This window comes from Lysinibacillus sp. PWR01 (assembly GCF_043359455.1).
GTDB classification, from domain to species: Bacteria; Bacillota; Bacilli; order Bacillales_A; family Planococcaceae; genus Lysinibacillus; species Lysinibacillus fusiformis_F.
The window spans coordinates 1-13,652 of sequence record NZ_JBHERJ010000093.1; the positions used below are offsets into that span (position 1 = coordinate 1).

Consider the following 13,652-nt stretch of genomic DNA (forward strand, 5'->3'; position numbering starts at 1 on the left):
TGTTCACTACTCTTTATGGAGGGGTGTTGTCACACATCACTTCTCCACATTGAAAATAAGAGTTTATCCCCTCTAAGAATAAAGATATTGGGCTATTTGATTGCTATGCTAGTATGAAAAAAGTAAAGACATTTTGCAGAATGGTTGATTGGAGTGGAGCCAGCGTCACTCCTAGGGGATTTAGCGTCACAGAGGAGACCCTGGAGCGAACGTTAGTGAGTGAAGCGGCTCATCGGACGCCCCCTGGAAAGGACGCTGGCGGAACGGAAATCAACCCCTCGCCTTGCCAAAAGGTCTTTTTCTGCTAGTGACATGATCTTTTTTCAACAACATGAAGAGCAAATTCACATTTAGAGTGAATTTGCTCTTTCATTATGCATACTCATCCCTTCAAAACATATCTTGAATTGACTGAACATTCTATAAGGGAGGTTTTTAATGGACGCGAAAACTTTTAGACCACGCAATGTGATTTTTATGACGGTCGTTGTAGGTGTCTCTGTGTTAATTGGCCAAGCTATTTATGTCTTGTTTATTGATATACCTTTCCCATAAGAAAGATTTATATCTTTAATTGACTAAGTAAATATTTTTCATTATTAATTATTTCCTGATGATGCGGTTTCCATTTTTGTGCCTCTAGATTATGCTGATAGGCATTTACAAATAACCGTAACTCTCTATATAGCAGACTTAATTGTAAATGAGGAATCCATGTTGAATAAGCCCGCTTTTGGATAGTCATTGTGTCGACAGGAGCTTGTTGCAAGGCTTGAGAGTACCAGTAAATAGCCTCTTTATGTTTTAATTGCTCCATAAAAAATTGGCCCATTCGGCAACATGCTTCTGGCTTTGGTCGATCATATAGGAAGGATTGTAGAATAGCTTGCTGTGCTTGTTGATCATCATGTAAACGTCGATAGCATTCCCCTACATGTAGACAAGCATCAATGCGATCATCTGTAGTGCCTAAGTTGCTATCCAAAAATAGATGGTATTGATTAATAGCTTCTAGGTAACGTTGATGTAATTTTAGTTCATTCGCATAATGAAATGTTTCTCTTGCTGAAAGAGATTGCCCATCCTTTATTAATCCCTCATAAATACGAATATTGCGATGAATATCTTGTGTTAACGGTAAATGGGTGACAGCGATATCACTATGATAGAACTGCCCGGACACCCTTAAATTTTCATGGACAGCACCCTCCCATTGAAAATGATTCGCCCTTTTTACTAGACGATACTTTCGTTCACTACACTCCACTTCTCCATCACAATCAAGCGTCAAATAATAATCCATTGTTACAGCATCAATAGAAGGATATAACGATTGCCTTAGTTGACTGAACTTGTGTTGATCTTCCTTTGTCATGATATCATCAGCATCGAGCCATAAAATATAGTCTTTTGTTGCCTGCTGAAAGGAAAAGTTTCGTGCTTTAGCAAAATGGTCGCACCAGGGAAAGTCATAAATGCGAGAGGTAAAATTTTGGACAATATCTTTCGTACGATCAGTTGAACCCGTATCAATGATGTTGATCTCATCTACTAGGTGCTGAACCGAATCTAAGCATCTTTCAATCGTACATTGTGCATTTCTAACAATCATACATAAACTAATCGTTAACATCTGTCCCCTCCTTAACAATGTTGTAATATGCGCTAATGCAATATTTTATCGAAAAGTTTTTTCGATTATCACCTAACTTTGTAAATTTATCGTGTAAAACAAAAAAACGAACGCGACACACGTTCGTTTTTGCTTAGTGTTGAAAAACAAAACCATCAATAGAATTTTGGTAAAAGGAGAAAATGGATTTCCGTTGCAGGCTACTTGCTTTCCTGTGGGCGAGCGCCGAGCCGCTTCCTCCGCTACCGCTCCGTGTAGGGGCTCGCCTGTCTCGCTATCCCACGGGAGTCAAGTAGCCTTCCAATCCAACCCACAAAAGTGTTACCTTTTTAGCAAAGGTTTTCAAATAAAGTGAAGGTGTTCACTACTCATTTTATGGAGGGGTGTTGTCATTCATCACTTCTCTACATTGAAAATAAAAGCCTATCCTTTTTCTAATTATACAAATCATGGGCTATTTTGATCGCTACCGCTAGTATGAAAGATAAGGAAAAGACACTTTTGCAGAATGGTTGATTGGAGTGGAGCCAGCGTCACTCTTAGGGGATTGAGCGTCATAGAGGAGACCCTGGAGCGAACGGAAGTATGTGAAGCGGCTCATCGGACGCCCCCTGGAAAGGATGCTAGCGGAACGGAAATCAACCCCTCACCTTTCAAACTTGCTTTTTCTGCCGTTGACATCATCTTTTTTCAACAACATGAAAAAACGAACACAACACACGTTCGTTTTTGTTCTAGTATTTGAACTCCTGCTAAATCAAGACAAATATTGCTCACGCCATGTTAACTGTTCTTTGTCTGTAAGCTGTTGCTCTAAATGATGATCCCATTGATTGAGCAATGTATTCCACACTCGTACAAATAATATATCCTGCTCCTTATCATAAAGAACAAATTCTAAACATGGGCTATCATTAATTTGTTGTGCTTCTGTTTGAACAATTTTTGCGATGATTTTTTGCGAGTTACCTTCCTCTTCTTCATCCACTTCCTGTAATGCTGCTATCACCATGGACTCCTCAAACTGTTCCTGTTGTTCAGCCTCTTTGTCAATATAACGATAGAGCTCTGGCAGTTCATCATATTCATCATTATTCGTATCGACAGTAAGAAATGCTTGATGGCAAGGACTAAAGTAAAGCGTGGAGGTTTCTTCCTCTAGTTCTTCTTCAAAAATACCTCGTCCTAGCTGCTGCTGTCCTTTTTCAGTTAGTCTATAGAAGTCGTCTTCGTTCTTCACAAGATTTACTCGAAGCATTAAAGAAAGCAAGTCTTCAATAAATAACGGATCCACTAGCAATAGCTCACTCAATTCCTGTGTGTTTCCAAAATCAGCCTCTTGAATACTAAGCAGAAGCATTGTCATTAAGACATCCATTGTCGAACGGCGAACTGGCTCATAGGTCACATCGACAGTCCGAATGGGGATACACCATTCAGCCATTTTGACAATCTTAATATTGCGATTTTGTTGAAGCTCACGCATTAGTCGTTGCTGCAATTTTGACACTCTACATCACCAATCCTTCATGATTACGCAAGCCATCGTAGGATTTTACTGTCTTTAATAAATTCATATACATCTCTCTTGTCTCTTGATGTTTTGCACGTTTTGCAAACATATCGGCACTTCCTACAAGTAGAAGTAACTCTCTGGCACGAGAAAGAGCAACATTTAAACGACGGTAATCTCTGGCAAAGCCTATGTCTCCACCCTTAGGCGTATTCCGTACCATACTCACTAAAATGACATCCATTTCCATCCCTTGGAATTTATCGACAGTTCCTGTTCTAAATTGCAGATGTGGTAGCTGTAATTCTTGCTGAAGAAGGCGATTAATTTTCTTTACTTGCTCACCGTAGAAACTAATGACACCCACGCTTTTCTGAGCATCGTGTGGCATACGCCCTGCTTCTTTTGCTATCTTCACGGCTTCATTGAGATCTAATAAGATACGGCGAATCGTTTGTAATTCCCCTTCGTTATATCGACTCGTTCCACCTTTTACCTGCTCCTCTAAATAAGGTTTCTCTGTTGGAATATCAATCCATAGTAAATGGTCGTCACGTTTTACAAATTGACCCTCTAAGCCATGATCCCTTGCTGCATCTGAATCTGGCAAGCCACATTGCAAGCCATTTTCTTCTTTCGCATAAAATGGTGTGATACTTTGCATGATTTTCTCATGCATACGGTATTGTAATGCTAGCATTTGCTTATGTGTTGGAGGCAAATTATTAAATAAACGCTCAAATAATGATTCACGCAACAGATTTTTTAATTCCTGTGCACCTTCAAAGTTTGGATTTTCTTCTAGCATTGCCTTTAATGTTTCCTCCAGCGTATCATCCCCCAGTAATGGTGGAAGCTGATGATGGTCACCTACTAAAATAACCTTTTTCCCCTTCAGCATTGGTAAGAGTAATTCTGGTGGTGTTGCCTTTGAAACTTCATCAATAATAACTACATCAAAGGTCGGATAGTTTTCCATAAACTCTTTACTGGCAGAAGCTACGCATGTTGTACCAATAACGTTCGCATGACGCACATACAATTTTCGAATTTCATCTAAATCATACTCTGTTGCGTTTTGTAGTTTTTCACGCCATTGTTCTTGTAGTTTTTGGCGAAGTGGTAGCTGTTTTTCCTGACGTTGTAATGCTTCGATTGCTTGGTTTGCAGCTTGAATAGCTTCCTTCACCTCTTCAGCCGTTCGTTCTGGCGTAGATTGTAAAAGCTTTGTATAAACTGTTAATTGCTTCTCTTTCTTTAATCCAGCTATATTAATGTCTTTTATCTGTTCTTCCATTTGCGTTAACTGTTGTTCTACTTCCTGTAAGTTCGTTTGGACAGTCTGTAGAGAGGCTTGTTTAGGAACGAGCTGTACTTTAGCCTGTTCCACTGCCTCAAGCTGCTTCTTCGCTTGTTGAAGGGACTCACGAGCTTGTGAGGCAAGAACTTTTAAATATTCAACAGATTCTTCTGGCTCCTCAGTAATCTGAAAGGCGTTTGCTAATTGTTGTAAACGCTCAGTATGCTGTAAAAATGGTTGGAGCTGTCGCTGGTAACTTTGCACGTCAAAGCTAGTTATTGCACACTCCTGATGAATTAAAGTTACTAGATTTTTACGAAAAGATTCGTATTCCTGATCTTTATGCTCTTGTTGTTGCTTTAGTGCTATTCCCTTTTGCCAAACAAAATCACGTCGCATATATAGCCCCAGTAAATAACTTTCGATAACATCATTTGCTGGTGCTTGACCATCTTGAAACGTCGTGTTTAGTTGAGCGAATACCCCTGTAAGGTTTTGCAACGAAAATGATTGGACGGGCTGTAATCTACTTTTAGCAAGGGCACGTTCCTTCACTTCATGTGTAACTAAAGCCTCTAGCTTGGCAATTGCTTTTTGTAAGCGAGCATTAATCGTTGACCATGCCTCTAAATCCTTTGCATCTTCCAAATGCTGCAAGCGCCCTATTTGCTGCGAAAGTACATGAGAGGGGCGAATTTGATAATGTTGTAAAAAACGCTGGATAAGCTCAAAAGAAGTTAAGGTGTATATATACTTTTGTGCTTCCTTCATGATGACTAGACGATTACTTTCGATGTCATATTTCTGCTGTATCTCTTCAAATTGCTGTGTTAACTGGTGCTTTTGCTCTTGCAGTTCTTTATATTGAGCAGCAGCCTCTAGTTGTTCCACCTTTTCTGAAGTTTCCTGAATCGCATGCTGTAGTTGCTCGACTGAAGGATAATCAGCAAGTGTCTGTTCAAGCTGCTGCACAATCGGCTCAATTTGTGCGAGCTGTTTCTCATAATGCTCTTTTTGCGCTTCACATGTTTGTTGCTCTGTTTTAGCAGCCTTCAATTCTTTTTTTAATACTTGAATCTCCTGCTGTAAAATAGGTTCTTCAATAGCTGCCTGCTCTTTTGCGGCTATATCCTGTGTTAATTGCTCTAGCCATTGCTCTAATTTCGCTAGCTCATCTTTTGCTTTTACAAGATTTGCTTCTAGTTCTTGCTGACGCTCTGGAAATATTGTAATTGCTTCTTCAATCGCAGCAAGTGTCTGCTCACGCCACTGAAGCGCAACATTTTCCTCTATAAATTTTTTACCCTCTTCCTCAATACTTTCCGTTCTACCATAGCGTAAAATTCGTATTTCTTGATTGGACAACAAACGTCCTAATGCATTATCCACTGCTAAATTCGACTGTGAGGCAACAAGTGTTTTTAAGCCTGCTTTAACATTTTGCTGACAAATCTCTGAAATAACAGTCGTTTTCCCCGTACCTGGTGGACCTTGAATGACATATAAATCCTCAACAGATAATGCGCCTAAAACGGCTCGTCGCTGATATTCATTTAAATTATTGTGAAACTCAATATCTTCTCGTAGCTTGGATGCGCGAACTGTCGGACGTCGCTCAAACAGTATTGTTTCTAAATTAGGGTTTACTGCCTCACCCTTTTCTAGCTTTGTAAAACCATTACGTAGTCGTCGAATTTGGCTTAATGTTGCAAAATTACTAAAGCTTGCTTGTTTTGAACGAAGGTTCAGCTGATCCTTGCGAGCCAAGTCCTGTATGAAAGGTTTTAAATCAATTTCAACCGTTTGCTTTCCTGCATTCGCCTTTAAAACCTGCCCAATTTCGCCACGAACTCCTTGAATGTTTACACTTAAATCCTCTAGCTTTTTCCACTCTTTACTCTTTATGTAGGGACATACAATGGTTAAGCGTGTGAAGTCTTCATTGAAGTAGCTTTGCTTAAATTCTGTATGAATATCATCAATGGTTGCATCTCGTTCTTGAATTTTTAGATAGCCTTCCCAGCTGGCTATACGTTTTTTTACATACTCTGTACGTTCTTCTGCTATCGGTAGCTGTCTTATTTTCGTATGAAGCTCAAGTGGAATACCTGCTCCATTATTAGACTTTGTCACAAATTGCAATGCGGCTGCTAAGCGACGATTTGTGTTGATAGGTCCACGCATATGGACAAATCGAATATTGGTTGCCAGCAATCCATCCACCTTCAACACACAATCCATAATGACCGTTTTCTCAGCAAGAACATCGTTTAATTTATCATTGTCCTCCGCATTAAAATAGATGGATAAAAAGGTTTCACCAACTGTTTTTGCTTTTCGTTTTTCAATATAGACAGTAAAAGATCTTTGTAACGCAAAAAAGGCATGCTCGTTTGCTGAGCATTCCTCTACCGCTTCCTTCGCCTTATTGGTCAAAATAAGATTACAGCGTTGTTTTTCTAGTAAAGCGATGTCCTGCATGAGCAGCCCTCCTTCCTGAGTCACTAAAGTTTTATTTTATCACATCCTAAAACAATACTTACAAAGAAAAATCCCCTGCACAGTGATTTCTTACCACCGTACAAGGGCTATCTTAATGTTGATCAATCGTTTCCTTCGGCAAGTTCTTGCTCATTTCACAATATTGAACAAATACACGAGCTAATTCACGTAAACGATTATGAACGTCTTCATCGACAATGTTATTATCGGCATCAAAATGTGATGTATGTGTATATACATAGTTTGGCGTAACAAGGGCTCGGAAGTAGTCTAAAATAGGTTTTAGTTGATTTTCGACTACAAGATGATGCTGGTATGTGCCGCCATTTGCAACAATGGATACGGGCTTATAGCGCATCGTTTTAGGGTGTAAGAAGTCAAAAGCATTTTTCAAAACACCTGGAATGGACGCTTGGAAAATAGGCGTTGCAATAATGTAAGCGTCTGCTTCCTCGAATTGTTGAATCATTTTTTTCATATCATCATTTAATGGTGAACCATCCACAATTTGATGCTTATATTGACTAAAATGCATCATTTCTAACTCGAAACTAGCATCTAATTCTTTAATATATTGCTCCACTTGCTCTAAAATAACACCAGTTTTACGACCAAACATAGTGCCATCAACGAGTAAAATTTTCATCTTTACTTTGCCTCCACATTCATCTTCTACAATAATATTGTAACAAATGAAAAGTGGCTCGGAAAGGATTGTATGACAATCGATATAAATTCAGTCTTTAGACGGAACGACAAAATTAATCCCTAAATTCATTGTCCTGATCACGATGTCGGAAATGGACTTCCTTATCAATGACCGTTTCCTCAAGCTTATATTTATCTCGATTAATAACAACATCGCGATTTACTTTCTCGCCTTCATTCAGCTTATCCCAATTAAATAATATCTCTCTTGAAACGTCCTCTTCTGGTACTTCAGGATACTCTAATGTTGCCAACTCGTCTGATGGATAAATAGTGACTGGCTGTTGTTTACCGTATAGGGCAATGATAATCATAGCCTTTGCTACTTGTGTGGCTTCTATTGCTCTAGAGCGTTTTAAAGGTCCAATTAATATAGGCTGTGCAAGCTTTAATAATTTTTCTCCCGCCTTTTCCCCTAAACGAAATTCATCACGATTCCCTACTAAGAGTGAGGGTCGAATAATGGAAAGTCTTTGTAAACCTAGTTCCTCTAAATCACGCTCAAGTTTTCCTTTAACCCGATTATAGTAAAATGGAGAATTCTCATTGGCTCCCATTGCCGTAATCACAAGAAAATGAGGGATTCCCCGTTTTTTTGCTAAAGAAGCAATTGCTAATGGGTATTCAAAATCAACCTTTTCAAACATGTTACGAGAGCCTGCCTTTTTGATGGTTGTACCTAAGCAACAATACAACTCATGAGCAAATCCAATATCGTTTTCTTCTATTCTATCAAAATCACGAATTTTCACTTCTAACTTTGGATGCGTAAAAGTTAGCTTTCTTCGTGCAATTACTGTTACTGAAATATACTCATCATTTCCACATAATTGTTCAACCAGAGCAGAGCCAGTTAAACCAGTCGCCCCTACAACAATCGCTGCACGCATACTCATTTTTCTCCCGTCCTTCTACATATTGATAGTGTATCAATTACGTCTCAGTCTAAAAGCATCCAGATTTTTTCGAGCTTGCTCTACAAGCTCTCCTTCCAAATCCGTGATATCCTGCGTAGGCTTTATCTTGACACATTAGATGATAAATAAACAATCATCTCTCCTCTTTTTGCAGAGGAATTTTTCTGAATCAAGATAAAGACTTTCAAGTTTGTATGTATCTTTCCTACAATTGACCTTACTATCTATATCGACCATTTTTTGATGATTAAAACAGATTAAAGATAGCTATTTTAGAAGATTCCTCTAGAGGCATTCATTATCAAATCCTAAATTTTACACATACTTGCTCTTTCTTCACCATAATTTAAAGAGACAGAGGAAAGGATGGGATACATTTGCAAAAAGAAACACACGCAATTGAACCAAAAAAAACGATTGTTTTCATTATTGAAAGCTGTATTGATAAAGGGCTGTATCCTTTTGAACGGGTTTCAACATTAGCTAAGCTACTTACGAATGAGAAGGTTTTTATATTTGTAAAGACTCCTTCAAATGACGGAATCCAAATTTTAATGAATGAAGGAATTTCTCCTATTTTATTTGATCACTTTAACGAATTGCCTAAGCAAATCAAAGGACTTCAACCTGATTTAATTGTTAGAGATGGGCGGAATTCTGAAGGCTGGCAAGTAGAGGATTTACGACCTTTCTGCAAAACAATTATTCACTTCGATGATTTTGGTGAAGGTGGCCAAGCCTGTGATTGTGTATTACTAGCACTCTATCAAGAAGTGAAAGATTATTTACCATCGCATTATCTTGGTGGAAGCTTTGTTTTTGCCCTACCAGAAGCCTACCAACAATTTGATGACGTTCCTGATAGTAAAACACCTGAAAACCCGCCTCATATCGTCGTTGCTTTTGAGGATGGGGACGAGCATAATTTAACTTATCGAACACTTCGACACTTAACTCAACTACAAATACCACTACAAATTACAGTTATGATCGACGACAGCTATCGCCATGCAACGGATGACTTACAAATGATGGTGCTTAGTCGTCGCAATACTGCCATTCTTCGAGATAAAAATGCACTCCTCAAACTACTACCTAAAGCAGATGTCATTATTTGTAATGCTAACTATACGCCTTATAAAATTGCCTCTTACGGAGTGCCATGCATTACACTTGCACAAACTGAAGCTGAGCTTTTACATGCTTTCCCTCGGGAGCACAACGGCTTTATTCATCTAGGACTTGGCCGTAAAATGAAGCAATCACAAATCCAAAATGCTGTTATGGAGTTTCTTTTACACGAAGCTCGCAGTGAACGAGCAGTGAGAAAACAGCGACAACTCAATCTTGCTAGTAATAATGAAACACTTCAAGCATTACTCTTAGATTTTGCTTATGATCGTCATAATATCGCTTCTACTTAGTGCTACTTCGAAGATGATTATGATACAATATATAAGAATTTTTCACTCCAATTCCTCTTATAGAAGTTGGGACATAAGTAAATTCAACCAGTACCCGATTGATTTTAATGAATAAGCGGTGGGGGATTAGCAAAACCTCCATCGCTTTTACACGCATTCACTATAAAAATATTCTCAAAAGGAGCAGTCATTATGCCAACAAAAAGTGATATTGAATATCAAATTAGAGAGTTAAAAATGGACTATATGAATTTACAAGGTGATATAGAAAAATTGGAGTCTACTGGGCATAACGATCAGGTAGCAAAAGCAGAGCAACGTCTTGCAAATATGGAAGCTCAATTGGCTGAACTTAACAAGCAGCTTGCAGAACTATAAAATGTAAACAAGAAAGACAGTTGGAGGAACAGACATGGCAATATTAACAGTAGAAAATTTAGGTCATTCTTTCGGTGATCGTACACTCTTTAAAGATGTATCGTTTCGATTAGTGGAAGGTGATCATATTGGGCTTGTAGGAGCTAATGGTGTAGGTAAATCTACATTAATGGGTATCATTACAGGTCAAACGATCCACGATACAGGAAAAGTCGAATGGCTTCCTGGTACACACTATGGTTATCTAGACCAACATACAGTACTGACGGCTGGTAGAACAATGCGTGAAGTGTTACGCGATGCCTTTTTACCATTATATAAAAAAGAAGAAGAACTGAATGAAATTACAGGCAAGATGGCAGACGCAACGCCAGAAGAATTAGAAGTACTATTAGAACAAATGGCAGAAGTGCAGGATGCATTAGATGCAGGAGATTTTTATTCACTAGATATGAAAATTGAAGAGGTGGCACGTGGACTTGGCCTGGATGCCATTGGCTTAGAGCGTGATGTAGCTGCTCTTTCTGGTGGACAGCGCACAAAGGTGTTACTCGCTAAGCTTTTATTAGAAAAACCAAAAGTGCTTTTACTAGATGAGCCTACAAACTATCTTGATGAGGAACATATTACTTGGCTGAAAATCTATTTAAAGAACTATCCATATGCTTTCCTTCTAATTTCACATGATACAGAATTTATGAACGAAACAGTGGATGTCATCTTCCAACTGGAATTTTCAAAATTAACTCGTTATACTGCAACATACGAAAAATTCCTAGAACTTGCTGAAATCAATAAACGCCAGCATATTGAAGCCTATGAAAAGCAACAGGATTTCATCAAGAAACAAGAAGATTTTATTGCCAAAAACAAGGCACGTTACTCCACTACCGGTCGTGCAAAATCTCGTGCTAAGCAGCTTGATCGTTTAGAGCGAATTGATCGCCCAGAAACAGCTGTAAAACCAGAATTCGGTTTTAAAGAAGCACGTTCATCTAGCCGCTATGTTGTGGAGGCCGAAAGCTTAGTCATTGGTTACGATAAAGACAAGCCATTGCTTCCCCCACTATCCTTTGCTATTGAACGAGGAGAGAAAATTGCTTTAGTCGGTATGAACGGTGTGGGTAAATCCACTTTATTAAAAACAATGTTAGGTAAAATTAATGCGCTTGGTGGGAAAGTAATTCGAGGTGACTACCTGTATCCTTCTTACTTTGAACAGGAAGTAAAAGCAGAGAAAATCACACCGATTGATGATGTTTGGAATGCCTTCCCTTCTATGGAACAAGCCCAAGTACGTGCAGCTTTAGCAAGAGCTGGTCTAAAAACTGACCATATTACACGTCCGCTTAATTCATTATCTGGTGGCGAGCAAGCTAAAGTTCGTTTATGTAAATTAATGATGGAGGAAGCGAACTGGCTTCTATTCGACGAACCGACAAACCATTTAGATGTAGATGCAAAAAATGAATTAAAACGTGCCATGAAAGAATTTAAAGGTACCATTGTGCTAGTAAGTCACGAACCAGATTTCTATGAAGGACTCGCAACAAAAGTCTGGAATGTTCAAGATTGGTTTACATCTGGACAACAAAGCCAAGACTAATTATTTCAAGGGCAGCTCCAACATGTTATGGGGCTGCTCTTTTAAATTTTTTTAAATTTCAATGTATAATTATCCTCATTTAAACATACTATAATCAGTGGACTAACAATTTTACTCCTGCTTCCAACTAACTCTCTCCTAAGAGATAAACTCAGAATTCTAGTAGTCCCTATTAACTCATCATGAATTTTTATAGCTTAAAAAAGTCATCTCCAGTGACATCAGCAACGTTAACATAAACTTACATCATTGTAAGCTGAATAAACGAAACTTTTTATGCTTATCTTCGTATATTTTAATATAACTGAAAAAATACTAATTCGATTGAGAAATTTTTTCAATTAACTATTGATTTATATATAGCTTACTAGTAAGATATATATATAAACTATTAACTTACTAATAAGCTATTTATAAAATATAATCTAAAAAAGAAAGCGAGGAATGAAGAATGACAGTTACAATTTACTCACAAGCGAGCTGTTCTTCATCCAGAAAAGCACTTAAATGGTTAAAAGATCACAACATAGAATATAAAGAAAAACGTATTACATCTCACCCACTTACACTTGCAGAATTCAAAGAAATTCTAAGCATGACTGAAGATGGCACAGATGAAATCATTGCAACAAACTCAAATGACTTTAAAAACTTAAATATCGACATCGACCAACTTTCTATTCAAGAGCTATTTGCCATTATTCAAGCACACCCAAGAATGTTGCGTAGCCCTATTATAATAGATGAAAAACGTATTCAAGTTGGTTACAATGAGATGGACATCCGTCGTTTTATCCCACGTAAAGTACGTGCTTACGAATTAAATGCGATGACAAGATTGGCACAAGAAAGTTAAAACAGTTTTGGAGATGACCTTCTATGGATCAAGAAAAACAAAAAGCCATTACCTCGTTGTTTGAAGTCGTTTCATCTATTGAGCGTAAGTGGGCAAACGAGTGGAATAATCATAATGTACTCGGCTTTTCAAAATCCCATATTTTAATTTTAGACTACTTATCGCAGGAGGGCCCAAAACGCCCTTCTGCTATTGCTGAGCGGTTAAAAGTAACTACTGGTGGAGTCACTGTTTTAACAACGAAGCTAATTAATGCTGGCTTTATTGAAAAAACACAGCATGCCACAGACCGCCGAGCTTCTCAACTAATCATTACTGCTGACGGTGAAACCATATTAAAAGAATCTCGTCAACAAGTGAGTGAAATCATTAATAATATGTTTGGTATGCTTACAGCAGAGGAACTGCAAACCTTACGAACTATTTTTTCTAAATGTTTACTGGATGTTGAGACAAATCGGTCAGAATAAAGGACATACAATAAGAAGATGATGTCAACGGCAGAAAAAGCAACTTTGCAAGGCGAGGGGTTGATTTCCGTTCCGCCAGCATCCTTTCCAGGGGGCGTCCGAGGAGCCGCTAAATCCCCTAGGAGTGACGCTTGCTCCACTCCAATCAACCATTCTGCAAAGTGTCTTTACTTTTTTTCATAGTAGCATAGCGATCATATAGCCCATTATCTGTATTCTTAGCGGGGATAAGCTTTTATTTTCAATGTGGAGAAGTGATGTGTGACAACACCTCTTCATAAAGAGTAGTGAACACCTTCACTTTATTTGAAAACCTTTGCTAAACTTTTGTGGGTTGGTGTGGAA

Annotated in this window: 10 protein-coding genes; 5 read left to right on the forward strand and 5 right to left on the reverse strand. The window is 38.4% G+C overall.

Translation table 11 applies throughout. The annotated features are described in order from the left end of the window. Nucleotides 1-562 precede the first annotated feature (562 nt). From ACEVFT_RS21380 to ACEVFT_RS21400, 5 genes are all read right to left on the reverse strand, one after another. Nucleotides 563-1,633 carry a glycosyltransferase family 2 protein gene (locus ACEVFT_RS21380; RefSeq protein ID WP_393951250.1) on the reverse strand — a complete coding sequence of 357 codons (1,071 nt, stop codon included), beginning with the start codon at nucleotides 1,631-1,633 and terminating at the stop codon, nucleotides 563-565. 757 nt (nucleotides 1,634-2,390) lie between these two features. Beyond that, nucleotides 2,391-3,143 (reverse strand): hypothetical protein, encoded by a 753-nt coding sequence (locus ACEVFT_RS21385; protein ID WP_393951251.1) that lies wholly within the window; start codon nucleotides 3,141-3,143, stop codon nucleotides 2,391-2,393. Nucleotide 3,144: 1 nt separating this feature from the next. Then, nucleotides 3,145-6,927: a DEAD/DEAH box helicase gene (locus ACEVFT_RS21390; protein WP_393951252.1), complete on the reverse strand. Its 3,783-nt coding sequence runs from the start codon at nucleotides 6,925-6,927 to the stop codon at nucleotides 3,145-3,147. 112 nt (nucleotides 6,928-7,039) lie between these two features. Continuing rightward, the gene (locus tag ACEVFT_RS21395) at nucleotides 7,040-7,594 is read right to left on the reverse strand and encodes an NADPH-dependent FMN reductase (protein WP_205446685.1); all 555 of its coding nucleotides are present in this window, start codon (nucleotides 7,592-7,594) and stop codon (nucleotides 7,040-7,042) included. A gap of 115 nt (nucleotides 7,595-7,709) precedes the next feature. Beyond that, nucleotides 7,710-8,552, reverse strand: a complete 843-nt coding sequence (locus ACEVFT_RS21400) for an oxidoreductase (protein WP_393951253.1) — start codon at nucleotides 8,550-8,552, stop codon at nucleotides 7,710-7,712. 398 nt (nucleotides 8,553-8,950) lie between these two features. Between ACEVFT_RS21400 and ACEVFT_RS21405 the strand changes: the two genes are divergently transcribed. The 5 genes from ACEVFT_RS21405 to ACEVFT_RS21425 all read left to right on the forward strand — a co-directional run bounded on the left by ACEVFT_RS21405 (nucleotide 8,951) and on the right by ACEVFT_RS21425 (nucleotide 13,307). Beyond that, nucleotides 8,951-9,997, forward strand: coding sequence for a PseG/SpsG family protein (locus ACEVFT_RS21405; RefSeq protein ID WP_205446683.1), 1,047 nt, complete (start codon nucleotides 8,951-8,953; stop codon nucleotides 9,995-9,997). A gap of 192 nt (nucleotides 9,998-10,189) precedes the next feature. Next, nucleotides 10,190-10,375 carry an SE1832 family protein gene (locus tag ACEVFT_RS21410; protein ID WP_004225556.1) on the forward strand — a complete coding sequence of 62 codons (186 nt, stop codon included), beginning with the start codon at nucleotides 10,190-10,192 and terminating at the stop codon, nucleotides 10,373-10,375. A gap of 34 nt (nucleotides 10,376-10,409) precedes the next feature. Then, on the forward strand, nucleotides 10,410-11,981 hold the full coding sequence (locus ACEVFT_RS21415) for an ABC-F family ATP-binding cassette domain-containing protein (RefSeq protein WP_393951254.1): 1,572 nt from the start codon (nucleotides 10,410-10,412) through the stop codon (nucleotides 11,979-11,981). 451 nt (nucleotides 11,982-12,432) lie between these two features. Continuing rightward, on the forward strand, nucleotides 12,433-12,837 hold the full coding sequence (gene spx / locus ACEVFT_RS21420; protein ID WP_004225558.1) for a transcriptional regulator Spx: 405 nt from the start codon (nucleotides 12,433-12,435) through the stop codon (nucleotides 12,835-12,837). Between the two features lie 23 nt (nucleotides 12,838-12,860). Further along, the gene (locus tag ACEVFT_RS21425) at nucleotides 12,861-13,307 is read left to right on the forward strand and encodes a MarR family winged helix-turn-helix transcriptional regulator (RefSeq protein WP_342442351.1); all 447 of its coding nucleotides are present in this window, start codon (nucleotides 12,861-12,863) and stop codon (nucleotides 13,305-13,307) included. Nucleotides 13,308-13,652 lie beyond the last annotated feature (345 nt).

What these genes read in the sequence shown, in the direction of transcription:
- ACEVFT_RS21400 (WP_393951253.1), bottom strand. Translation starts at nt 8,552, where the DNA reads ATGAGTATGCGTGCAGCGATTGTTGTAGGGGCGACTGGTTTAACTGGC.
- ACEVFT_RS21410 (WP_004225556.1), top strand. Translation starts at nt 10,190, where the DNA reads ATGCCAACAAAAAGTGATATTGAATATCAAATTAGAGAGTTAAAAATG.
- ACEVFT_RS21395 (WP_205446685.1), bottom strand. Translation starts at nt 7,594, where the DNA reads ATGAAAATTTTACTCGTTGATGGCACTATGTTTGGTCGTAAAACTGGT.
- ACEVFT_RS21380 (WP_393951250.1), bottom strand. Translation starts at nt 1,633, where the DNA reads ATGTTAACGATTAGTTTATGTATGATTGTTAGAAATGCACAATGTACG.
- ACEVFT_RS21425 (WP_342442351.1), top strand. Translation starts at nt 12,861, where the DNA reads ATGGATCAAGAAAAACAAAAAGCCATTACCTCGTTGTTTGAAGTCGTT.
- spx (WP_004225558.1), top strand. Translation starts at nt 12,433, where the DNA reads ATGACAGTTACAATTTACTCACAAGCGAGCTGTTCTTCATCCAGAAAA.
- ACEVFT_RS21390 (WP_393951252.1), bottom strand. Translation starts at nt 6,927, where the DNA reads ATGCAGGACATCGCTTTACTAGAAAAACAACGCTGTAATCTTATTTTG.
- ACEVFT_RS21415 (WP_393951254.1), top strand. Translation starts at nt 10,410, where the DNA reads ATGGCAATATTAACAGTAGAAAATTTAGGTCATTCTTTCGGTGATCGT.